At 38.6% G+C, this 21,783-nt stretch carries 22 protein-coding genes; 11 read left to right on the top strand and 11 right to left on the bottom strand.

Annotation, left to right across the window (positions count from 1 at the left end):
• Window positions 1–39: 39 nt before the first annotated feature.
• Both ABXZ32_RS01775 and ABXZ32_RS01780 read right to left on the bottom strand, forming a co-directional pair.
• Entirely contained in the window at window positions 40–459 is a 420-nt protein-coding gene (locus ABXZ32_RS01775; RefSeq protein WP_354616968.1) for a hypothetical protein, read from the bottom strand.
• 148 nt (window positions 460–607) lie between these two features.
• Window positions 608–3,466: a TonB-dependent receptor gene (locus tag ABXZ32_RS01780; RefSeq protein WP_354616969.1), complete on the bottom strand. Its 2,859-nt coding sequence runs from the start codon at window positions 3,464–3,466 to the stop codon at window positions 608–610.
• Window positions 3,467–3,613: 147 nt separating this feature from the next.
• Between ABXZ32_RS01780 and pepT the strand changes: the two genes are divergently transcribed.
• Both pepT and ABXZ32_RS01790 read left to right on the top strand, forming a co-directional pair.
• On the top strand, window positions 3,614–4,843 hold the full coding sequence (gene pepT, locus ABXZ32_RS01785; RefSeq protein WP_354616970.1) for a peptidase T: 1,230 nt from the start codon (window positions 3,614–3,616) through the stop codon (window positions 4,841–4,843).
• A gap of 2 nt (window positions 4,844–4,845) precedes the next feature.
• On the top strand, window positions 4,846–5,439 hold the full coding sequence (locus tag ABXZ32_RS01790; protein ID WP_354616971.1) for a YdeI/OmpD-associated family protein: 594 nt from the start codon (window positions 4,846–4,848) through the stop codon (window positions 5,437–5,439).
• A gap of 59 nt (window positions 5,440–5,498) precedes the next feature.
• Here the strand turns inward: ABXZ32_RS01790 and yajC are convergent, their stop codons facing one another.
• From yajC to nusB, 3 genes are read right to left on the bottom strand one after another with little or no spacing between them, the layout of a single operon-like run.
• Window positions 5,499–5,792 carry a preprotein translocase subunit YajC gene (gene yajC / locus ABXZ32_RS01795; RefSeq protein ID WP_354616972.1) on the bottom strand — a complete coding sequence of 98 codons (294 nt, stop codon included), beginning with the start codon at window positions 5,790–5,792 and terminating at the stop codon, window positions 5,499–5,501.
• A gap of 8 nt (window positions 5,793–5,800) precedes the next feature.
• Window positions 5,801–6,280, bottom strand: coding sequence for a DUF1573 domain-containing protein (locus ABXZ32_RS01800; RefSeq protein ID WP_354616973.1), 480 nt, complete (start codon window positions 6,278–6,280; stop codon window positions 5,801–5,803).
• A gap of 53 nt (window positions 6,281–6,333) precedes the next feature.
• Window positions 6,334–7,281, bottom strand: a complete 948-nt coding sequence (gene nusB / locus ABXZ32_RS01805; RefSeq protein ID WP_354616974.1) for a transcription antitermination factor NusB — start codon at window positions 7,279–7,281, stop codon at window positions 6,334–6,336.
• Between the two features lie 179 nt (window positions 7,282–7,460).
• Between nusB and ABXZ32_RS01810 the strand changes: the two genes are divergently transcribed.
• The 3 genes from ABXZ32_RS01810 (at window position 7,461) to ABXZ32_RS01820 (ending at window position 12,276) form a co-directional block, all read left to right on the top strand.
• On the top strand, window positions 7,461–9,218 hold the full coding sequence (locus tag ABXZ32_RS01810; RefSeq protein ID WP_354616975.1) for an ABC transporter ATP-binding protein: 1,758 nt from the start codon (window positions 7,461–7,463) through the stop codon (window positions 9,216–9,218).
• A gap of 78 nt (window positions 9,219–9,296) precedes the next feature.
• Window positions 9,297–9,668: a PUR family DNA/RNA-binding protein gene (locus ABXZ32_RS01815; RefSeq protein ID WP_354616976.1), complete on the top strand. Its 372-nt coding sequence runs from the start codon at window positions 9,297–9,299 to the stop codon at window positions 9,666–9,668.
• 88 nt (window positions 9,669–9,756) lie between these two features.
• Window positions 9,757–12,276 carry a M14 family metallopeptidase gene (locus ABXZ32_RS01820; RefSeq protein ID WP_354616977.1) on the top strand — a complete coding sequence of 840 codons (2,520 nt, stop codon included), beginning with the start codon at window positions 9,757–9,759 and terminating at the stop codon, window positions 12,274–12,276.
• Between the two features lie 65 nt (window positions 12,277–12,341).
• Here the strand turns inward: ABXZ32_RS01820 and ABXZ32_RS01825 are convergent, their stop codons facing one another.
• Both ABXZ32_RS01825 and ABXZ32_RS01830 read right to left on the bottom strand, forming a co-directional pair.
• On the bottom strand, window positions 12,342–12,680 hold the full coding sequence (locus ABXZ32_RS01825) for a tRNA-binding protein (protein ID WP_354616978.1): 339 nt from the start codon (window positions 12,678–12,680) through the stop codon (window positions 12,342–12,344).
• Window positions 12,677–12,982, bottom strand: coding sequence for a phosphoribosylpyrophosphate synthetase (locus ABXZ32_RS01830; protein ID WP_354616979.1), 306 nt, complete (start codon window positions 12,980–12,982; stop codon window positions 12,677–12,679). The genes ABXZ32_RS01825 and ABXZ32_RS01830 overlap by 4 nt, the downstream gene beginning before the upstream one ends.
• 172 nt (window positions 12,983–13,154) lie before the next feature.
• Here ABXZ32_RS01830 and ABXZ32_RS01835 point away from each other — a divergent pair, with 172 nt between their 5' ends.
• Complete coding sequence (locus ABXZ32_RS01835; protein WP_354616980.1) at window positions 13,155–13,712, top strand: thioredoxin family protein; 558 nt, start codon at window positions 13,155–13,157, stop codon at window positions 13,710–13,712.
• A 20-nt stretch (window positions 13,713–13,732) separates the two neighbouring features.
• Here ABXZ32_RS01835 and ABXZ32_RS01840 read toward each other — a convergent pair whose 3' ends face one another.
• The gene (locus ABXZ32_RS01840; protein WP_354616981.1) at window positions 13,733–14,278 is read right to left on the bottom strand and encodes a YfiT family bacillithiol transferase; all 546 of its coding nucleotides are present in this window, start codon (window positions 14,276–14,278) and stop codon (window positions 13,733–13,735) included.
• A gap of 153 nt (window positions 14,279–14,431) precedes the next feature.
• On the opposite strand from ABXZ32_RS01840, the gene ABXZ32_RS01845 reads away from it, so the two are divergent.
• The 5 genes from ABXZ32_RS01845 to ABXZ32_RS01865 all read left to right on the top strand — a co-directional run bounded on the left by ABXZ32_RS01845 (window position 14,432) and on the right by ABXZ32_RS01865 (window position 17,598).
• Window positions 14,432–15,070, top strand: coding sequence for a peroxiredoxin (locus tag ABXZ32_RS01845; RefSeq protein WP_354616982.1), 639 nt, complete (start codon window positions 14,432–14,434; stop codon window positions 15,068–15,070).
• Window positions 15,071–15,332: 262 nt separating this feature from the next.
• Window positions 15,333–15,899 carry a cupin domain-containing protein gene (locus ABXZ32_RS01850; protein ID WP_354616983.1) on the top strand — a complete coding sequence of 189 codons (567 nt, stop codon included), beginning with the start codon at window positions 15,333–15,335 and terminating at the stop codon, window positions 15,897–15,899.
• Between the two features lie 85 nt (window positions 15,900–15,984).
• Window positions 15,985–16,947: a tRNA-dihydrouridine synthase family protein gene (locus ABXZ32_RS01855; RefSeq protein WP_354616984.1), complete on the top strand. Its 963-nt coding sequence runs from the start codon at window positions 15,985–15,987 to the stop codon at window positions 16,945–16,947.
• Between the two features lie 22 nt (window positions 16,948–16,969).
• A complete protein-coding gene (locus ABXZ32_RS01860) occupies window positions 16,970–17,221 on the top strand; it encodes a VF530 family protein (protein WP_354616985.1) in 252 nt (83 codons plus the stop codon).
• 185 nt (window positions 17,222–17,406) lie between these two features.
• Window positions 17,407–17,598 carry a cold-shock protein gene (locus ABXZ32_RS01865; RefSeq protein ID WP_062055258.1) on the top strand — a complete coding sequence of 64 codons (192 nt, stop codon included), beginning with the start codon at window positions 17,407–17,409 and terminating at the stop codon, window positions 17,596–17,598.
• Window positions 17,599–18,278: 680 nt separating this feature from the next.
• On the opposite strand, the gene ABXZ32_RS01870 is transcribed toward ABXZ32_RS01865, so the two are convergent.
• The 3 genes from ABXZ32_RS01870 to ABXZ32_RS01880 form a co-directional block, all read right to left on the bottom strand.
• Window positions 18,279–19,211, bottom strand: coding sequence for a peptidylprolyl isomerase (locus ABXZ32_RS01870; RefSeq protein ID WP_354616986.1), 933 nt, complete (start codon window positions 19,209–19,211; stop codon window positions 18,279–18,281).
• 145 nt (window positions 19,212–19,356) lie between these two features.
• Window positions 19,357–20,736: a M20/M25/M40 family metallo-hydrolase gene (locus tag ABXZ32_RS01875; protein ID WP_354616987.1), complete on the bottom strand. Its 1,380-nt coding sequence runs from the start codon at window positions 20,734–20,736 to the stop codon at window positions 19,357–19,359.
• Window positions 20,733–21,617: a PPK2 family polyphosphate kinase gene (locus ABXZ32_RS01880; protein ID WP_354616988.1), complete on the bottom strand. Its 885-nt coding sequence runs from the start codon at window positions 21,615–21,617 to the stop codon at window positions 20,733–20,735. The genes ABXZ32_RS01875 and ABXZ32_RS01880 overlap by 4 nt, the downstream gene beginning before the upstream one ends.
• Window positions 21,618–21,783 lie beyond the last annotated feature (166 nt).

Consider the following 21,783-nt stretch of genomic DNA (forward strand, 5'->3'; position numbering starts at 1 on the left):
AAGAGGTATCACCACTAAATTATTAACATCTAGACAAAGTTATTCAGGGATAGGTTCAATTTTCAAAGGCGTCCTTACAGCCTCGTGGCATAACTCAACATATCTTTGGTATTGCTTCTGGTTAAATAAAGCTAGAAGCTTTTGATCATAAGATCTGGAAATATGAACTATTTTACTTTCCAGCACCTTAAATTTAACTGCCAGTTCGGTCAATTCCTCTGGGGTAGCTTGTGGATGTGTCTCCAAAAGATTTTTGATCTCCTGCTCTAATGGGGAGGTCTCCATGTCCAGTGAAGTTCTTAACTCATTCATTTTTGCAACCTGATCATCTTTCAATTGAAAAACTTGGATAATGGTCTCAGCGTCCCTTCCTCCAATTCCCAGGGTACATTCTTGGGCTATTCCAATACTGCACAGGAAAAATAATACTATCAATGCCTTTCCTTCTCTTAACCACATATCCTAAGTACTGCTTAACTGGTTTGAGATGCTAAGATATAAACAGAATTCCATAGTTATGTCTTGTTTCCAGCTAAATGATTCCCAAGTTGGCATAAAAAAGGGCCACTTCTAGCAGTGGCCCTTGGATTATTACTTATTGTTTATATTATTTTAGCGTAAAACTCACCCTGGCAAATAAGAAACGTCCACCAATTCCAAATTGCTGGGCCCTTCTAGACCAATCGAAACGACCAGAACTTCGGTTACCAAAAGATTCTTCTGCCCTATCTGGATAGATATCAAAAAGGTTGTTAGCCCCTAAGGTAAAGGTTAAGGCGTCCGTTGCCTTATAGCCAACAGACAAATCTGTCACTACTTTAGTGCCAAATACCTGTTGGTTAGCAACCGTTGTTGTCGCTTCGGTCACCTCTCCAAAATACACATTTCGTAAAAAGATGATGAATTTATCAGAAGTAAGGCTATTGGACAAGTTAATTTTGGTCCTAGGAACAGCTTCTTCTAAATACACTCTACTATCCTCGGGAAAATACGTACCTACCAAGCCAGCATTACGTAATACTTGTGAGGCATTGATATCCCCTACCTTTTTAGTTTTAGAAAAAGTACCAGCCAGATCAGATTTTAAACGCCAAGAGATACCTAAATCTGTCCGATGGGTAATCACCACATCCAAACCTTTGGATTCCGTATCTATGGCATTGGCAAAGAAAGAAGCTGCGGTAGCATTGGCTTGTCTCAAAAGATTATCCAATTCGCTACCAGTTCCTGGACCACTAAATTGACCAGTATAAACAACCCTATCATTGATTTTTACGAAATAACCATCTACAGTTACCGATAAATTGGCTTCTGGAATATTTGCCGTCATACCCAAACTAACACTACTCGACGTCTCCTCCTTCAACTGAGGGATCCCCAATAAGTCTGCAGCCCTACTATCATTGGCAAATGTTCCCACTTCTTGAGGGTTCCCTTGATTATCGAATATCGTAGAGGTGGAATTGAAATTAATCTGATGCAACGATGGAGCTCTAAAACCTGTATTTACTGCACCCCGAATGTTAAAATTGCCAGTCACTTTATATCTTGAGGCCAATTTAAAATTGATGGTCGATCCAAAATCACTGTAATTTTCAAATCTAGTAGCGAAACTTGCTAGAAAAGCTTCTGAAAAATCGGCCTCTACATCAAAATATCCAGCTACACTACTTCTTCCTCTGGACAATTCATTACTTGGAGAAAATCCAGGAAAGACTTGTGACCCCCCAGGTCTTCCAGCTCCAAAAAAATCTTGTGAGGCTGTTTGCGAAGCTAATTTAATCACTTGTCCATTAGCTGTATATTGGGCATAAGAAGGCTCTTCCCCTGCTACAATCTCATAATTCTCAACCCTATATTCAGCACCAAAAGCAATGTTCAGCCCAGACATCACATCATCAAAAAACTGAGTGATGTCTAAATTTGTCGTGTTCTGCGCAAAAGAAAATCCTCCTGCATCAAAAGTGGTAGGAGAGGCATTTTGCAACGAGGCATTAAAGGTATTACCAATGGTATACAAAAAGGCATTTTTTCCATAAGTATTACTAAAATCCACACTCCAATCCCCAACCAATCCTTTGATTCCTAGAGATAAAGATCTATCCTTAATATTGGAATTGATCTCAGGCAGAAATCCATTAATATAAGCTGGAGTATAGGTTCTACTCTGATTTGGCAATCTATAGAATCCCGCTGAATTTCCTATTCTGGAACTTATCCCCGCAAAAGAGTATACCTCAGTTCCACTATCATCCACGGGTAAGGAAAAGTTGACAAACAACCGCCCACCTCTTAAAGCAGACTGCCCAACTCTCATGTTATAATCACTTCGTTGTTGCCCTCTGGCAGCAAGCTCTGCCTCCGTGTTATCCGCAGACAACAAAGTTCTTAGTTCCTCTTTGGTAGAAGCCCCATTTCTATTGATTCCTGCTTGATCAGTATACTGTATAACATCGTTTACATCATCATCCAACAAATTTGCAATATTATACCCATCATTATTGGCTACTCTTTCCACCGTATTGTACAAATTAAAGATAGAGCCTTCCCATTCCTTCATTCTGCTATAATCTTCCCGCACATCAAAATCCCCAGAAAAAGTCATAAAACCACCATTGTCACCCAAAGGAAGACCATAACTACCGGCAATGTTTGTAGTTTCTCCATCAGAACCACCCGTTTGGTCATTGGCATTTTTGGAAAAATTGGCTCCCGTAGTTACTGTAGTGGTCAATTCATTGACTGATTTGTTCAACACAATATTGATCACCCCTGCTATGGCATCTGACCCGTACTGCGCAGCAGCACCATCACGCAATACTTCTATTCTTTGTATTGCGGCGGCAGGTATGGCATTTAGATCCGTACCCACACTACCTCTACCGAACGTACCATTAACATTAACCAAGGAGGAGGTATGACGCCTTTTTCCATTGATTAAAACCAAAACCTGATCCGGTCCCAAGCCCCTTAATGATGCGGGGTCAATATGATCTGTTCCATCGGAAATGGTCTGCGTATTGGAAGTAAAGGAAGGAGCCACATAATTCAATATCTGGTTCAGGTTAACTTGCGGAGCCACATTATTGAGTTCTTTCATATCTATAACATCCACTGGAACAGTACTCTCCGTCGCTGTCCTATTTGGATTACGAGATCCCACAATGATTACTTCAGAGAGCGCTACCCCTGAAAGTAATGTGACCTGCATTGGTGTGCTGGTAGCCACCATTTCTTTTTTCTCAAAGCCGATATAAGAGAATACTAGCATATCCCCAACCTCAGCATTTATGGAGAATTTTCCATCAAAATCGGTCGTTGTACCTGTTGTGGTACCTTTCTTGACAACTGATGCCCCTGCTAAAGGCGCACCCTCATCATCATAAACAGTCCCTGTAATTTGGGCACTAGCGATGCTAAGAACGCCCAAAAAAAGCACCATGAAAATCGAGTAATTTTTCTTCATAATAGTGTTGTTTGAGTTAATAATCAATGTATAAGGTAACACTTTTATACCAATGTACTGATAATGAGTAATCTAAAATTTTAATTTTGGGATGTTTGGAAGAATTCTTAAGTTCAACAAAATTGTATTTTTGAACAAAAAGAAACGATGCAGCATATCATAGACAGATTTATCAATTATGTTACCATAGACACCCAAAGTGATTCAAGTTCCAACACCACTCCAAGCACTTCCAAGCAATGGAATTTGGCCAATAAACTAGTAGAGGAGTTAAAAGAAATTGGGATGCAGGATGTAACCATTGATGAAAACGCCTATATCATGGCCACCCTACCAAGTAATACCGAAAAACAGGTCCCTACCATAGGATTTATTTCACATTTTGATACCTCCCCCGATTTTAGTGGCACCAACGTAAAACCACAGATCATTAAGAATTATGATGGGAAAGATATTGTCCTTAATGAAGAAAAGGGGATTATTTTATCGCCATCCTATTTCGATGATTTGCTTTTGTACAAGAACCAGACTCTTATTACCACGGATGGCACCACTCTCCTAGGGGCAGATGACAAGGCAGGGGTTACAGAAATTGTAACGGCCATGGAATACCTCATCAATCATCCTGAAATTAAACACGGAAAAATCAGGGTAGGATTTACTCCCGATGAGGAAATTGGTCGTGGAGCCCATAAATTTGATGTTGCTAAATTTGGTGCCGATTGGGCCTATACTATGGATGGTAGCCAAATTGGGGAATTGGAATATGAGAATTTCAATGCGGCAGAGGCCAAAATTACCATCCATGGAAAAAGTGTCCATCCAGGATATGCCAAAGGAAAAATGGTAAATGCCATCTTGATAGCCCATGAATTTCTCAATCACTTACCACAAGCCGAAGTACCACAAAAAACTGCTGGTAGGGAAGGATTTTTTCATGTTCACCATATTCAGGGAGAAATTGAGTTGGCCACCATTGAATTGATCATCAGGGATCACGACCTAACCCTTTTCGAAAAACGCAAGCACGACTTACAAGCTATAGCAAACAAATTAAATGATCTATACGGCAATTACCTATCCTTGGAAATCAAAGATCAGTATTTCAATATGAAGGAAAAGGTAGAGCCCGTTTTTCATATTGTGGAATTAGCAAAAGAGGCAATGCTTTCGGTTGGAATTACGCCTATAATAAAACCTATACGAGGCGGAACGGACGGTTCCCAATTAAGCTATATGGGTCTTCCTTGCCCGAATATCTTTGCGGGAGGACATAATTTCCATGGGAAATATGAATATGTCCCTGTTGAAAGTATGCAAAAAGCAGTAGAGGTCATCGTTAAGATATGCGAATTAAATTGTGCACAAACCAATTAAAAATGGACAAGTCAGAAAAAATAGAAGCCTTTTATAGCAAGGAACATCATTTTAAGGACGCCATAGTCCTTTTGCGCAGTTTGGCCAAACAGACCGAATTGGAGGAGACCCTCAAATGGGGAGCTCCGGTCTATACTATCGACAATAAAAATGTTTTGGGTATTATGGCATTCAAGGAACACTTTGGCCTTTGGTTCTTCAATGGAGTATTTCTGAAAGATCCTAAGGGTGTCTTGGAAAATGCCCAAGAGGGGAAAACCAAAGCCATGAGGCATTGGAAGTTTAGTAGTATAGAAGAGATTGATGAAAAAGCGGTAATTCAATATATGGAGGAAGCCATTGTCAATCAAAAGAAGGGCAAGGTGTTACAAAAAGAAAAAAGTAGCTCCTTAAAAATGCCGGACTTATTAAAGGAAGGCTTGGAAAGCAATCCGGAAGCAAATAAACAGTTTCAACTACTTACCCCATACAAACAGAAAGAATACTACGAATATATTTCCACGGCAAAGCAAGAAAAGACCAAACTTACGAGGTTGGAAAAGAGCATGGCACTCATCCTTCAGGGAATAGGGCTTAATGACGCTTACAGGAAATAGGATATAAAAAAACACCAAAGGAAATCCTTTGGTGTTTCTAATATATACTTTGAGAAATATTACTTCTTTTCCGGTTCAGGAGCGTTCAACTTTTTGCTCATCTCCATAGATATGGCAGAACGATCAAATTTGATCTTACCGGCCATGGTTTCCAAAATACAGGAAAAATCCTTGTCATTCAGTTCCATGATCTTTCCGTGCATACCACTTTTGGTAATAACTTTATCTCCTTTTTTTAATTGTTCCGCAAATTTCTTCTCGTCTTTTTGACGTTTCATTTGTGGGCGTATCATAAAAAAATAGGCCACTACAAAAATCAGTACAAGGGGAAGAAATGGATATTGTTCTAACATTTTTTAAATTATTTCTTTAATGGAATAGCAGCTCCTTGAGCTCCTTTTGGGTTAACAAAAGCCTGTATCCTTAGAATCTCAGTTCCTTTTGCGGTATTTGCTGTTACTGTAACAGTTTTGGTTACTTGATTTTGACCTGAACCATTGAATTTCACCAACATCTGTCCAGTTTCACCTGGTGCAATTGGTGTGTTTTTAGGAAATTCGGGTACTGTACAACCACAAGTACTTTTTGCATCTGTGATGATCAAAGGTGCGTCTCCTGTATTGGTAAAGAAAAAAATAGTCTCTTGGGGAGTATTTGCCTCAATAGAACCAAAATCGTGTTCAGTTTTATCAAAACTCATAACAGGTAGGCTCTTGGCCGCTGTATCTCTTTCTGCCGCAACTTCAACATTTTCGGCATTGATTTTCGTGGACGCTTTTTCTTTACAAGAAAATAAAGCCAGTGCAGAAACTAAGCTTAAGGTAATGACTGTTCTTTTCATTTTTACTTTTCTATAATTGTTATTTAATGTTCTCAAAATTAAGGAATATTCTTTTATAACAAACCTCTCCCTACTTTTTTAAGTTTTCCTTCGGCTTTGTATTCCTTCACAAGGTTATCCAATATGCCATTTATAAAGATACTACTCTTTGGTGTTGAGTATTCCTTGGCAATTTCCAAATACTCATTAATTGTAACTCTTTCTGGAATGGAAGGAAAATTCAACAATTCACAAATAGCCATTTTTAGAAGGATTGCATCTACATCAGCGATACGATCTTTATCCCAATTAGGTGTTTTTCCCTCTATCTCCTTTACTAAAACCTCATTGTTCAACAAGGTCTTCACCAATAATTTTTTAGCGAATTCTAGATCGTCCTCATCCTGCACCAATTGTGGCAAGAAATAGGTGTTGGTCTTATCGGCTGTCACCTTCTTTAATTGTTTAAGAATAAAGGTATTTACAATCGGAATATCATCTACCCATGTAAGTTTATCATCCTCAAAATGATCATAGATTTTCTCGTTGGGCGCAATTACATTCCTAAAAAGATCAATAACCAGTTCTTTGTCCGCTTGATAGGAACTAGATGGGATCGACATATACTTTTGGTAGGATTCGCTGGCAACTATTTCTCGATAGATTATTTTAACGTACTCTTCGTTCAAATACCAGTTGTTGAGTTTTCTACGTTCCAATTCTTCTTTTAAGGGACCGTTGTTCGCCAATTGAAGCATAAGTTCATTGTTTACGAACTTTTCCTTATTGGGATATTCATCCGAAGCATTGGCCATGTATTTTTTAGAGGATAATTTCACTTGCTCCTTTGCCATCTGCTGAACCTCTATTAGAAGGCCCAAAGACAACAGGTATAGTGAATACATGTTTTCAATACTCACTCTTAAAAACTTTTCCTGTTTTTCCAATGAATCACTGTGTGATTGTGTCAAGGCATAGATACCTTGCATCACTTTAACCCTGATATGCCTTCTTGTGAGCATTTTTAAAGAACTTTAGCTAAGATTAATTAAACTTTTACGGCGCAAAAATAGTATTATATTTCCATTCCCACCTAGATGAAACCGCATTATCTTATCAGTTTTATAACATTTGGTTTTGCACCAATCACTTATCTTTGCGAACTGTTACCAAAACATAGCCTATTACAGAGGCCAACTACATGAAAGAACTTAAATATATTAATAAGTATTTTAAAAAATACTGGGGCAAACTGGTTTTAGGAATCATCATTACCATCATTGCCCGAATTTTTTCATTGGTAATGCCCCCATATGTAAATAAGTCGATCAAGGCCATGGAGGACTACCTCACCGGGGACCATAGCAATTTGGAGTTAGTGAAAGGTGAATTGCTGCAATACATTCTTATCATTATAGGCGCTGCACTGCTTTCGGGCTTTTTTACCTTTTTAATGAGGCAGACCATTATCAATATTTCAAGGTATATTGAATACGATTTGAAAAATGAAGTATACGACCACTATCAATATTTAAATCTAAGCTTTTATAAGAAAAATAGAACGGGCGATTTGATGAACCGTATCAGTGAAGATGTTACTCAGGTTAGGATGTATGCCGGACCTGCCATTATGTATGGTATTCAGACCCTGACGCTATTCGCTTGTTTATTGCCCATAATGTTCATAAAAGCACCCACAATTGCCTTTTATACGTTATTACCCTTACCTATCTTATCTATCCTTATCTATAATATCAGTAAGATCATTCACAAAAAAAGCACCATAGTACAGCAATATTTATCCACCTTATCCACCTTTACCCAAGAGTCTTTCTCAGGGATTACGGTAATCAAAGCATATGGCTTGGAGCCTCAGATAAGTAAGGAATTAGTAGGCTTGGCCAATGAAGGAAAAGACAAAAGCATGGATCTGGCGAAAGTCAATGCCTGGTTTTTTCCACTAATGATTCTGCTTATTGGGATCAGTAATATATTCGTGATTTATATTGGGGGAAAACAATACATTAATGGGGAGATAGAATCTATGGGAATTATAGCAGAGTTCATCATATACGTGAACATGCTCACCTGGCCCGTGGCAGTTGTGGGATGGTTGACCTCCATAGTCCAGAGTGCCGCAGCTTCCCAGGAACGGATCAATGAATTCTTAAATGTACAACCGGACATAAGAAACGAAGTAACAGAGGAAACCCCCATCCAAGGAAAAATAACCTTCAATGATGTTACTTTCACCTATGATGATACCAATATCACAGCTTTAAAAAATATTTCCTTCACCATTAATAATGGGGAAACTGTAGCTATCATTGGAAAGACAGGATCTGGAAAATCTACCATTTTAGACCTTATCGCAAGATTAAGCGATGTTAGCTCTGGTGAAATATTGATAGATGATGTTCCCATTAAGAACTTAAACCTAAATAGCCTCCGTAAAGCCATAGGGGCAGTTCCACAGGACGCCTTTCTGTTTTCAGACACCATTAAGAACAATATTAAATTTGGCAAGGAAGACGCCACTGATGAGGAAATAATAGAAGTTGCAAAAAACTCGGTAGTACACAAAAACATTATGGGCTTCTCCAAAGCCTACGATACCATCCTTGGAGAAAGGGGCATCACGTTGAGTGGTGGACAAAAACAAAGGGTATCCATCGCCAGGGCGCTATTAAAAGATCCACAGATCTATTTGTTTGACGACTGCCTGTCCGCGGTGGACACGGAGACCGAAGAAGAAATTTTGAACAATTTAAAAAAAGCATCCCGTAACAGGACCACCCTAATAGTGAGCCATAGAGTATCTTCTGCAAAGAATGCCGATAAAATTATTGTTCTGGAAGATGGGAAGATATTACAGGAGGGCACACATGATATTCTGATAAGTAAAGACGGTTACTACAAAGAGCTATACCACAACCAGCTATCGGAGAAAGAAAACTAGAAAAATGTTGTTAGTGTTGCTTTTTTTTTTCATTTTTGATGGACTAACAAGTTATTGGGTAACTAGACACTACAAGAAATGAGCGAAAAAGATTTAATGGATCAAGAAGAGATATATTCCAAAGTTTTAAGAGCAGGCAGGAGAACTTATTTTTTCGATGTTAGAAGCACGAAGGCAGGTGATTATTATTTGACAATTACTGAGAGTAAGAAATTTACACATGACGATGGATCGTTCCATTATAAAAAGCACAAAATTTACTTGTATAAAGAAGATTTCACCGCTTTTAAGGAAATCTTGGAAGAAATGATGTCATACATAGTGGATGAAAAAGGCCTTGAGGTAATTTCTGAAAGACACCAAAAAGATTTCAAAAAAGAAGAACAGGATACAGATAACGTAGAAACCCCTTTGGATAATTTCACCGATGTGGATTTTGATGATATATAGTATCTTTTTTTCTTAAATAAAACTTAACGGTCCTTATTTCTAAGGACCGTTTTTTATTTTTAACAACTGACTAATTCAAAACCTGAAAATGAAAAAACTATTACTCCTTCTTTTCGTGGGTCTTATTCAATTTACTACGGCCCAAGAATCTCTAGACCTCAACTATTATTTACCCCAGAACATCTCATATGATCCAAGTATTCCAAAACCTGCAGATGTAATAGGCCATGAAGTTGGAGAATGGCATGTAACCCATGACAAGCTTATGTTCTATATGCAGACTTTGGCCAAGGCCAGTGACCGCATCACCATTGAAAATAGAGGGGAAACCTATGAGGGCAGACCAATATTATTACTTACGGTAACCTCCCCAAAAAATCACGCCAATTTAGAACAGATCAGAAAGGATCATATTGCGCTTACCGATAACAATGGCAACACTGCCGCATTGGACAATATGCCCATTGTGGTGTACCAAGGCTTCTCTATCCACGGGAATGAACCTAGTGGCGCCAATGCCGGACTTGCCTATGCCTATTATTTGGCAGCTGCACAAGGGCCAGCTATTGAAGAATTATTAGAACAAGAGATCATATTGATGGATCCTTCTTTTAATCCTGACGGGTTGCAACGTTTTGCCTATTGGGCGAATACCAATAAGAGCAAAAACTTGAATCCCGATGGGAACGAAAGGGAATACCACGAAGTTTGGCCTGGAGGGCGTACCAACCACTACTGGTTTGATATGAACAGGGATTGGTTGCCTGTACAACTGCCAGAGAGTCGCGCACGTATAGAATCATTTCATAAATGGATGCCGAATATCCTTACGGACCATCATGAAATGGGAACGAACTCTTCCTTTTTCTTTCAACCGGGGGAGCCTACACGGGTTCACCCATTGACACCAAAAATCAACCAAGAACTTACCGCAGAGATTGGATCATACCATGCAAAGGCCCTGGATAACATAGGATCATTATACTACTCGGAAGAGAATTACGACGATTACTATTACGGGAAAGGCTCTACCTACCCCGATGTTCAGGGAAGTATAGGCATATTATTTGAACAGGGAAGCTCTAGAGGACATATCCAAGAAAGTGAAAATGGTTTATTGACCTTTCCATTCACCATTCGCAATCAATTTACCACTGCCCTATCAACCATTGAGGCAGCCAAAAATATGCGAACTAAAATTCTTTCCTATCAAAGGGACTTTTATAAGGATACCAGAGCAAATGCTGCAAGAAGCAAAACCAAGGCGATTGTTTTTGGCGATAGTAAGGATGCCAATAAAACTTGGCATTTGGCAGAAATCCTAAACAGACAGAAAATAAAATTCCATGAGTTGTCCAGCGATGCGAGCATCAATGGAATTTCTTACAAAAAAGGAAACAGCTATGTTATTCCAATGGATCAAAAGAATAATAGACTGATACAAGCAATGTTTGAAAAACGTACGAGTTTTACGGACAGTCTGTTCTATGATATATCAGGATGGACCTTTCCCATGGCTTTTAATGTAGATTATTCTGAATTGGGATCTCTAAGCAATGCCGGTCCCGAAATCACCGATTTTAAACCTTTATCGGGTGGTACTGATGCAATGAGCAACTACGCCTATTTGTTCGAGTGGCACGAATACTATACCCCCAAAGCGCTAAATACCATCTTAAACAAAGGCATCAGGGCTAAAGTAGCCAAATCCCCTTTTACCTTGGAAGGGAAGCAATACGATTACGGAACCATTTTGGTGCCAGTTCAAAATCAAGAAATGGACGCGAAGGCTTTATATGCCTTTTTGGACCAAGTAGCCAAAGAAAGTAGAATCAAAATAACCGGAGTGGGCACAGGTCTAACCAAGGGTATTGATTTGGGAAGCAACGACTTTGATCCTATCAAGAAGCAAGAAGTGGCCATTTTGGTCGGTAATGGGACCTCGTCCTACGACGCGGGTGAAATATGGCATTTATTCGATCAGCGTTATGATATGAAAATCACCAAAATTGACACTGATTATTTCAATAGAGCTGATTTGAGTAGATATACTGCCATAATTGTTCCGAGTTCACGTGGGAGTTTGGATAAAAAAATCGCAGAAAAAATAAAAGGGTGGGTTAATAGCGGTGGTACCGTTATTGGCTATAAAAATAGTGTCGAGTGGTTCAACAAGAATGAACTTACCAAATTAACCTTTAAAAAAGATACATTGGTGGCCAAAAATATATCATTTGAACAAAGAGAAAAATTCTTTGGGGCCCAGCAAACTGGTGGCGCTATTTTCGAAACCAGATTGGATCGCTCCCACCCAATTAATTTTGGCTATAAAAATAACACCTTACCCATGTTCAGGGACACCAATATTTATATAGAACCTTCGAAGGACAGTTACAAAAATCCCATACAATACACGAACAACCCTTTGTTGAGTGGCTATGTATCCGAAGAAAACTTAAAGCTACTTAAAAATAGTGTACCCTTTCAGGTAGATAGAATGGGAAGAGGAAGAGTCATTGTGTTTACGGACAATACCAATTTTAGGGCATTTTGGTATGGAACCAATAAGTTACTGATGAATGCCATTTTCTTTGGCCAGAGCATGTAACTAAATACTTTTATAAGCTATAAAGCATCCACCAAAGTTATTTACACTTAGTGGATGCTTTTTTATTAAGATACTTTAAGTCCGTTAGGAACACCGCTTCCCGGCTGCAATAAGATTACATCTTCTCCTTCTACAGCTCCCAACACCAAGCATTCGCTCATAAAATTTGCAATCTGCTTTTTGGGAAAATTGATCACGGCAACAATTTGACGCCCCAAGAGATCACTCTTCTGATATCGTTTGGTTATCTGGGCCGACGTCTTTTTAACCCCTAGTTCCTTTCCAAAATCTATGTGTAATTGATAGGCCGGCTTTCTTGCCTCTGGAAAATCTAGTACTTCCAAAATAGTTCCTACCCTCATATCCACTTTTGTGAATTCGGGCCAGGTAAGCGTTTCGTTCATCCTTTTAATTTTAATTTTTGCATCATCTCATCAGAGATATTGCCAGAATAGGCCCCATAGGCGTCCAAAAGTAATCCTTTTTCGCCATGGGAAGTTTCAATAACGTATAGTATCATATTATCATCGGGGTTACTCTCTCCCTCAAAACGATAATATTTAACCACGTTCAAATCCGAGGCAGGATGAATTTTTTTCTTGTTCTTGTTCTCAATGCCCGCATTACACAGATTAAAATCTTCGGTATAACCTTCTTTTTGCAGGGCACTAATAGCTTCAGATAACGATGTGTATGACCTATCCATGACCTTCTATTTTTGAGATACTATAAATTACTACTTGTTTGGGTAAAAACCAACATTTTTTTAGAAGACTTTCTTCTTGAAAAAGAAATTATTAACGCTCTTGGATTGGATTAAAATTCAATTTCTTGTAACTTTAAACTTACAGTGACTTGAACCTATTTAAAAGATTACCATGTCCAATACACCTAGTAACATGCTGCCTTTGGGTACACTTGCCCCCTCCTTTTCTCTTTTGGATACCACATCCCAGGAAAAAATGGACCTTGCCGAATTAAAAGGTGAAAAAGGCACTTTGATTATGTTTATCTGTAATCATTGTCCTTTTGTGATCCATGTCATAAAAACAGTGAGCAAGTTAGCCGAAGAATACCAGAAAAAGGGTATTAAAACCATAGCCATATCCAGTAATGATATTATAAATTACCCGCAGGATGCACCGGGTCTTATGACAAAATTTGCGAAAAGATTCGATTTTTCCTTTCCCTATCTCTATGACGAAACGCAAGAGGTAGCAAAGGCCTACCAAGCGGCATGCACCCCCGATTTCTATTTGTTCGATGAAAATTTGGAACTGGTTTATAGGGGACAAATGGATGATTCACGTCCGGGCAATGGAATTCCGGTAACCGGAAAAGACCTTCAAAACGCTATGGATCAATTATTGGGAGGCGAGAAAATTTCATCCCTTCAAAAACCAAGTATGGGCTGCAACATCAAATGGAAATCCTAGTCCATAAGCTTAAACACACATTACCTCCAGCCCTCACGTTTAATTAGATTTTCTATATGTGCCAAATGGTGGCTGCCATGCCAAGCGTATTTTCCTATATTCTGGGCCACTGTTACGGGCATATTCCCATCCGGATGAATATATACCCTTTCTAGATCTGCCGGAGATAATCCCTTGAGCATATAAACCAACTTGCCATGTAGGGCCTTCATATAATCCAATGATAGACCAATAGGTCCTGTCTGGGCATCAAAAAGTGCGGACCAATCCTTTTCCTGATAGGCTTTAATTAAAGGTCTTTCTTCAGTCAATGCCCATTTAAAACGCGTATAACTATGGTGGTGGCTGTCCGCAATATGATGGATCAACTGTCGAAGAGTCCATCCTTCAGGACGATATGGTGTTTCCAATTGTTGATCCGATAGATCCTTTACCAAATTCTCTAAACGCATGGGCAAGTGTTCCAAGATGGATATCCATTCCTTAATATGTTCCTCAGTAATAATATCAGGCAATGCCATATGCCCTATTGGGTAACGCAATTGCTCCATGTCCAATTCTTCCATAATTTAAAAATAAAGAAACTTATTGTAAAAAGGAATCATAGAAATAACAAATGTTGGCTGTAAAATTTAATACTATTTTAACCCATATAATGATTGGAATACCGAGTAATCTACTAATTTTATAGGGTAATATTAACTTTAAAAATAAATCATATGGCAACTATACGATTAGGAGATATCGCACCAGATTTTACGGCGGACAGTTCGCAGGGAATGATAAATCTATACGACTATTTAGGTGATGGATGGGGAATTCTTTTCTCCCATCCGGCTGACTTCACCCCTGTTTGTACCACTGAATTAGGCACGGCCTCCAAGTTTAAGGAGGAATTTGATAAACGGAATGTGAAAATGTTGGCCCTAAGTGTTGATGGCACGGAGTCCCATGCCGAATGGATCAAGGACATCAATGAGGTCCAGAAAACCACTGTCAACTTCCCAATTATAGCCGATGAGGACAAAAAGGTTTCCAAGCTATATGATATGATCCATCCAAATGCGGACGACAATTTAACCGTAAGGTCGGTATATATAATTGCCCCGGATAAAACTGTAAAATTAATGATTACCTACCCTGCATCAACTGGAAGAAATTTCCATGAACTTTTACGTGTCATAGATTCCTTGCAGCTTACAGCCTACCATAAAGTAGCCACCCCGGCAAATTGGGAGCATGGTGATGATGTGGTGGTCAGCCCTTCAATAACAACGGCAGATGCTGTAAATATATTCCCAAAAGGCGTAGTGGAGGTCAAACCTTACTTAAGGATGACCCCTCAGCCTAATATTTAAAAGTACCAAGCCTTTTTTGTCTGGATATTTTCCAAGTTTAGATAGGCACAAAGCAAATATGCTACCTCCTAATTAGATTAGATTAGGAGGTTTTTTTATGATCTGCATGATCGTTTCGCAAATTCTTCAAATGCCTATTGTCAAAAAATCATAAATACCTGTTTACTATACAATTAGAATATAATATCATACAATTATCAGGTTTGATATTCAATAATGCACTAATTTTAGGGTAGGTAATTTTACCTTAATTCTGAAATCTATGAAAAGAAATAGCTTTATTTCGACCGTGATGATTTTGGCAGCCACTCCTCTCCTCTCCTACACACCAAATCGATCACATTTCCCAACCGATGGCAAGGGTTTTAAAATTAAAGCCGGTGAAGGTAGGATTCATGGGCACATCAAATTAAAAGGGGTCAACAGAAACATATTAGATCTTAAAGTATCTGGAAGTGATACTGATGGTGGATTTGCTGTTTTTGAGCAGACATCCATTTCCCAAGGAATGGGCACTCCTTTACACGTTCATCACTTCCAGAATGAGATGTTCTATGTACTAGAAGGGTCTTACAAGTTTAAGGTAGGTGAGGATGAATTTGAATTGAAAACATGCGATAGTATCTTCCTTCCAGAAAAAGTCCCCCATGCCTGGACCCAAACATCCAAGAAGGGTAAAATGACGGTCATTTTCCAACCTGCCGGCAAGATTGAAGATTTTTTTGTTACTGTGGCGGCACTTGACCATGAGCCCAGTAAATCAGAAATGGCCAAGATATTTTTAGACAATGAAATGGAAATTGTTGGCCCCACATTAAAAGTTGGCTGATTGAATAGTTATTCTTCAATGACAATAGAAGATGTAGGTGCTTTTTAGGGGAAAAAATAAATATATTTGCAGCAGGTAACAACATATGAGCTGCACTCTTCTTTCTTCCCCTTTACAAGGTTTTACGGACTTCAAATTTCGAAATGCTTTTAAACACTATTTTGGTGGTATTGATACCTTTTACGCCCCTTACATAAGACTAGATGGTAAACTGCTCATAAAATCTTCGTACCAGCGAGACTTGCAACCGGAGAACAATAACACCTTGGAGGTTATACCACAGGTAATGACCAATGATGTGGATGAATTCCTTTTTGTGGTGAAATACGTTGAGGGCTTGGGATACAAGGAATTAAATTGGAATTTAGGGTGTCCATATCCTATGGTTACCAAAAGGGGTATGGGATCTGGTTTGATCAGTGATGCCGAAAAAATAAACTCGATACTGGATAGGGTCCATTCAGAAACAGATATAATTGTATCCATGAAAATGCGGATGGGTTATGAAAACAGTGAGGAAATTCTTGAAGTACTTCCTATGCTGGATACGTATCCATTAAAAAACATTGCGATCCACGCCCGTATTGGAAAACAACTCTATAAAGGCGGGGTTGATCTCAATGCGTTTCAGCGATGTCTGGACCAAAGCAGTCATAAGATATATTACAATGGGGATATAACCTCGGTATCCGTTTTTAGGGAAATGCAGGAAAGGTTTCCAATGATAGACCATTGGATGATTGGAAGAGGACTTATCGCTGATCCTTTTTTGCCACAGATGATAAAGAACAATAGCACCGTCTATCCCAATAACAGACTGGATATTTTCAGCGAATTCCACGATACTATTTTTACCGCCTATGATTTGGCTTTGTCCGGGCCTACTCCAATCCGAATGAAAATGCTTGGCTTTTGGGAATATTTCAGTCAATCTTTTTCCAATCCCCAAAAGGTCTATAAAAAGATCAAAAAGGCAAAAGATGTTGCGGCCTACAAAGCTGCAGTTAAAGAAATCTTACATATGGAGCGCCAATTGAATAGGGGTTAGCTAACTATTATTATATTAGTTCATGGAAGAGAATAAAAAAGAACAAAAGGTTGGAAATGATCAGGTAAATAATCCGCTGCATGGAATAAAATTGGCCGACATTCTGGATCATTTGGTTGCGGAATACGGATGGTTCGATTTAGGTAAAAGAATCAATATCAAGTGCTTCAATAACGATCCCTCTATAAAATCGAGTCTAAAATTCTTAAGGAAGACCCCATGGGCAAGGGAAAAAGTAGAAAATCTATATCTCTATTCGAAAAAAAATAAATAGGTCAAGAATTACGGGATTAGGTGTTCCTCCTTGTAATTACAGAGGTTGGGGACCAAATTTTATATATTTTATTCCAATTTCAGCTCTAATATTCTACAAGATTTTAATATAAACACCTCAAAAACAAATGATTTAAAATATTTAATCATACATTTGTGCCATATTTAATTTTTTAATTTTTAGTAATGAATAAAGGAACAGTAAAATTTTTCAACGACTCTAAAGGATTTGGATTTATCGTTGAAGAAGGATCAAACAAAGAACACTTTGTACACATTTCAGGATTGATCGATGAGATTCGCGAAGGAGATGAAGTAGAATTCGAATTGGAACAAGGTAAAAAAGGATTGAACGCAGTAAATGTAAAAGTAATTTAATACTTACTCTTTAACTTTTTATTGAAAGACTCAGAAGCCTGTTAATGCAAATTAACGGGCTTTTTTATGCCCTCTCTTTTCACTTTCCCATTATAAAGACTAATAAATTAATGTTATTGTCCAATATCTAATGTTCAATAACTATAGACCTTACGGTAATGATTTCTTTCTAAATGATTAAATACCTGAAATAAAACCACTTGTAAGACACAGTATTTGTATAGAACAAAATAATAGTAAAAATTCTATATTTTGACACGCAACCTATTTATCTTTGCGCCATCTAAGAGGATAATAACCTCCCCCAAATAATAAACAACCATATATGAGCACATTCTTCGGTATCCTATTATTATTGCTTGCAATTAATGCCCTGCTATTAGTTATAAGCGTCAACAATGCCAAACCTAAAAAATAAAAAAGGTAGGGTTTTTCCTCTTTTGGGTGTTACTTTAACAACCGGCCTTTCCAAGACCACAAATATTTAAAGTAATGGCTACATTTTTTGGCATATTATGTATACTCTTGGCTATAAACATTTTACTGTTGATTATCAGTGTAAACCGCACTTCCAGTAAAATATAAAAGGGATACCAACGTATTGGCACCCCTTTTATAAACTTTCTATCCTAATAAATCAATTCCCTACAAAATCATCTTGGGAATTGAATAACCAGCCTTTATTTTACTTTCATCAATTCTACATCGAAAACCAAGGTGGCATCTCCAGGAATTACCCCTCCAGCTCCTGCACTACCGTAAGCCAAATTAGATGGTATAACAAAACGTGCTTTATCACCTACTTTTAACATGCTAATACCTTCATCCCAACCTGGGATTACTTGTCCGACACCTAATTTAAAATCAATAGGTTGATTTCTCTTGTAAGAGGAATCAAAAACAGTACCATCTACCAAAGCACCTTCATAATGAACGGACACCGTTTGACCTTTTTCGGCCTTGGTGCCATTTCCTTTTTGGATGATTTTGTATCTAAGTCCAGATGCAGTTTCATCAAAGCCAGCTGCAACCTTATCCAATTCTTCAGCTTGCTTTGCCTTTTCAGCTGCCAACCTCTTCTCTCTTGATCCTTCAAACGTGCGGAAAGCTTCGATAGCATTCCATTTCTCTGCCTCTTCCCCTACACGTACAATTTCCAAGGTTTTAATTTTATCTCCTTGTGAAATAGCGTCAACTATATCTTGTCCTTCTACTACATGACCGAATACAGTATGTTTATTATCTAACCATGGTGTTGCTATATGGGTAATAAAAAATTGTGTCCCATTGGTTGCAGGACCAGCATTAGCCATGGATAATACGCCAGGAGCATCGTGCTTAAGGTCTTTATGGAATTCGTCATCAAACTTATATCCACCATCACCTGTACCTGTGCCCAAAGGACAACCTCCTTGGATCATAAAATCTGGAATAACCCTGTGAAAAGAAATTCCATCATAATAAGGAGTACCCTGTGGTTTTACACTGTTCTCCATATTTCCTTCGGCCAAAGCCACAAAATTACCCACTGTCCCTGGGGTTTTGTCATGTGTCAATTTCACTAAAATCTCCCCTTTAGAAGTGTTGAATTTAGCATATATTCCGTCTTGCATTTTGCTCGTTTTTAATGAGGTGCAAAGGTACGGATTTATTTTTCTTCTTAAAATAAGTCTATATGGGTTTCAAAAGAACTAGAATAAAAAAACGGGGACGATTGTAGCATCATCCCCGTTTTTGGATATTAAATCTGATATTTATTTAGTTTGGGAGAATACCGTACTTATCAAATAGGTAGACAAGGCTTGCCATTGCTGCAGCACCTAGCTCCAGTTCTCTTTTATTCACATGCTCAAAAGTATCATTTTGTGCATGGTGATGATCAAAATAACGTTGAGAGTCAGGAACCAAGCCGGCCATAACAATCTGCTGATCCTTTAAGGGACCTATATCCGCACCACTATATCCCTTTTCGAAAACATGAACTAAATAAGGTTCAAATAAGGACTTCCATTTCAACACCCTTTCAAGATTGGCATCGGAACTATCAAAGGAAAATCCTCGAGGCGTAAAACCTCCAGAATCGCTTTCTAGGGCAAATATGTGCTTCTCATTTTTACTTTTGGCTACTTCGGCATATTTATTACCTCCCCTTAGTCCGTTTTCCTCATTCATAAACAAAACGGCCCTTATCGTACGTTGGGGCTTATAACCATTTACTTTCATCAATCTAAGTACTTCCATACTTTGTACTACCCCGGCCCCATCGTCATGGGATCCATCTCCAAGGTCCCAAGAATCCAGATGCCCCCCCACTACCATAATCTCATTGGGATAGGTGCTCCCTGTTATTTCCCCGATTACATTAAAGGACTCCACATCATTATATTGCTTACAGCTCTGTCTAAAAAAGAATTTGACCTTTGGATTCAATTTTATAGTGGTACTCAACAAATCAGCACCCTTGGTACTAATAGCGGCAGCCGGAATTCTTTTATCCACTGGTAAATCCCCATAACTCATAGATCCTGTATGCGGATAATCGTCTAAACGCAAATTCATTGATCTTACAATAACCCCTACAGCCCCTAATTTTCCTGCTTCCTCAGCTCCAGAATAACGCTGGTCCACACAACCGGAATAAGCCTCAAATGTCTTGATCAAGGTAGGGTCCATAGGACGATTAAAGAATACTATTTTACCGGCAACCTTTGACCTTCCCAATTCTTTGAGTTCCTCTATACCTTTTACTTCTATAATATCTGCCTTAATGCCCACCCCAGGAGTTGCCACAGATCCTCCAAGGGCACATATGGGAACATTATTGGTCATTCCGGGTTGGTTTTCAATATAGGCGAATTCCGGGGTGCCCCGTACCCATTTGGGAACCATAACTGGCTGAAGCCACACTTTATCCAACCCTAGTGAGTCCATTTGCTTTTTTGTGTATTCTACCGCCTGTTGCGCTTGTATGGATCCAGAAAGCCTACCACCAATCTGATTGGATAAATAATTGAGCCAGTCATAAGCCTTGCCTTCTGTTAATGTAGAACTATAAATTGCTCTTATCTGTTTTTCATCACTGGTTTGGGAAAACCCCATCGCCACCGCTAAAAACATTATTAGCCCTAGTATTCTCATGATTTTTCTTTTTCTAATTGCTTTTTATAAGCTTCTAAATTAGCCTTTATTTCATCATTGAGTTCGGGTTCCACTATATCTTTGTATTTTTTTAACTCTTCCAGTAAAATGGAGGCAACAATAACCCGGGCCCCCTCTTTATTATCTGCAGGAATAACATACCAAGGTGCCTTGGGGTTGGAAGTCTTATTAATGGCCTCTTGATAACATTCCTGATATTTGTCCCATAATTTTCGCTCTTTTAGATCCCCAGGAGAAAACTTCCAATTTTTTTGCTGTAGTTCCAATCTTCTTAAAAGACGTTGTCGTTGCTCTTCTTTGGAAAGGTGAAGGAAGAACTTAAATATGATGGTTCCATTTTCGGAGATATGCCTTTCAAAATTATTTATTTGCTCAAAGCGCTTTTCCCAAAACTGTTGATCTATATCGGACACATCGTGAATTCCGGGAATGTGCTCCCCCATTATATATTCGGGGTGTACTCTTGTCACTAGTACATTTTCATAATGTGTACGGTTGAAAACCCCAAATTTACCTTTTGCCGGTAATGCGATGTAGTGCCTCCACAGATAATCATGCTTTAGTTCCAATTCGGTTGGGACCTTAAAACTATGGACCACTACCCCTCTGGCGTTAAAATCCTTGAACACCTCACGGATGAGACTATCCTTCCCCGCAGTATCCGTTCCTTGTAGGCAGATTAGCACACTATATTTGCCATGGGCATAAAGGATATCTTGAAATTTGCCCAAATCCTCTCTAATCCCTTCCAACTCCTTCTTTAATTTTCTATCGGATGCCTTCAGATTTCCAGACGTATCCATATCAGATAAGGTAATAGGAGAAGTTACCTTATAGTGTTCCGTTTTAATTTTCTTCATGCCATGAATATAAATATATTTTATGCCTTCCATACCCTCTAGCTGAACAAATTTTAGCCTTTTTTCGACTAATAAATTCACAATTTGCTCCGAACATATAGTAAAACGGCACTTTATCGATTAAATAATAGGGAGTCCATAGACCTAACTACCTTTAATCTTGTAA

The sequence above is a fragment of the Sediminicola luteus genome (assembly GCF_040566555.1).
Classification (GTDB): Bacteria; Bacteroidota; Bacteroidia; order Flavobacteriales; family Flavobacteriaceae; genus Sediminicola.

Coding starts and splice junctions, on each gene's coding strand:
- ABXZ32_RS01840 (WP_354616981.1), bottom strand. CDS start 14,278: ATGGAAGAATTGGACATGGAGCAATTGCGTTACCCAATAGGGCATATG.
- ABXZ32_RS01855 (WP_354616984.1), top strand. CDS start 15,985: ATGAGCTGCACTCTTCTTTCTTCCCCTTTACAAGGTTTTACGGACTTC.
- ABXZ32_RS01880 (WP_354616988.1), bottom strand. CDS start 21,617: ATGAAGAAAATTAAAACGGAACACTATAAGGTAACTTCTCCTATTACC.
- ABXZ32_RS01860 (WP_354616985.1), top strand. CDS start 16,970: ATGGAAGAGAATAAAAAAGAACAAAAGGTTGGAAATGATCAGGTAAAT.
- ABXZ32_RS01775 (WP_354616968.1), bottom strand. CDS start 459: ATGTGGTTAAGAGAAGGAAAGGCATTGATAGTATTATTTTTCCTGTGC.
- ABXZ32_RS01815 (WP_354616976.1), top strand. CDS start 9,297: ATGAGCGAAAAAGATTTAATGGATCAAGAAGAGATATATTCCAAAGTT.
- ABXZ32_RS01850 (WP_354616983.1), top strand. CDS start 15,333: ATGAAAAGAAATAGCTTTATTTCGACCGTGATGATTTTGGCAGCCACT.
- ABXZ32_RS01875 (WP_354616987.1), bottom strand. CDS start 20,736: ATGAGAATACTAGGGCTAATAATGTTTTTAGCGGTGGCGATGGGGTTT.
- nusB (WP_354616974.1), bottom strand. CDS start 7,281: ATGCTCACAAGAAGGCATATCAGGGTTAAAGTGATGCAAGGTATCTAT.
- ABXZ32_RS01830 (WP_354616979.1), bottom strand. CDS start 12,982: ATGGATAGGTCATACACATCGTTATCTGAAGCTATTAGTGCCCTGCAA.
- ABXZ32_RS01865 (WP_062055258.1), top strand. CDS start 17,407: ATGAATAAAGGAACAGTAAAATTTTTCAACGACTCTAAAGGATTTGGA.
- pepT (WP_354616970.1), top strand. CDS start 3,614: ATGCAGCATATCATAGACAGATTTATCAATTATGTTACCATAGACACC.
- ABXZ32_RS01870 (WP_354616986.1), bottom strand. CDS start 19,211: ATGCAAGACGGAATATATGCTAAATTCAACACTTCTAAAGGGGAGATT.
- yajC (WP_354616972.1), bottom strand. CDS start 5,792: ATGTTAGAACAATATCCATTTCTTCCCCTTGTACTGATTTTTGTAGTG.
- ABXZ32_RS01780 (WP_354616969.1), bottom strand. CDS start 3,466: ATGAAGAAAAATTACTCGATTTTCATGGTGCTTTTTTTGGGCGTTCTT.
- ABXZ32_RS01810 (WP_354616975.1), top strand. CDS start 7,461: ATGAAAGAACTTAAATATATTAATAAGTATTTTAAAAAATACTGGGGC.
- ABXZ32_RS01820 (WP_354616977.1), top strand. CDS start 9,757: ATGAAAAAACTATTACTCCTTCTTTTCGTGGGTCTTATTCAATTTACT.
- ABXZ32_RS01800 (WP_354616973.1), bottom strand. CDS start 6,280: ATGAAAAGAACAGTCATTACCTTAAGCTTAGTTTCTGCACTGGCTTTA.
- ABXZ32_RS01835 (WP_354616980.1), top strand. CDS start 13,155: ATGTCCAATACACCTAGTAACATGCTGCCTTTGGGTACACTTGCCCCC.
- ABXZ32_RS01845 (WP_354616982.1), top strand. CDS start 14,432: ATGGCAACTATACGATTAGGAGATATCGCACCAGATTTTACGGCGGAC.
- ABXZ32_RS01825 (WP_354616978.1), bottom strand. CDS start 12,680: ATGAACGAAACGCTTACCTGGCCCGAATTCACAAAAGTGGATATGAGG.
- ABXZ32_RS01790 (WP_354616971.1), top strand. CDS start 4,846: ATGGACAAGTCAGAAAAAATAGAAGCCTTTTATAGCAAGGAACATCAT.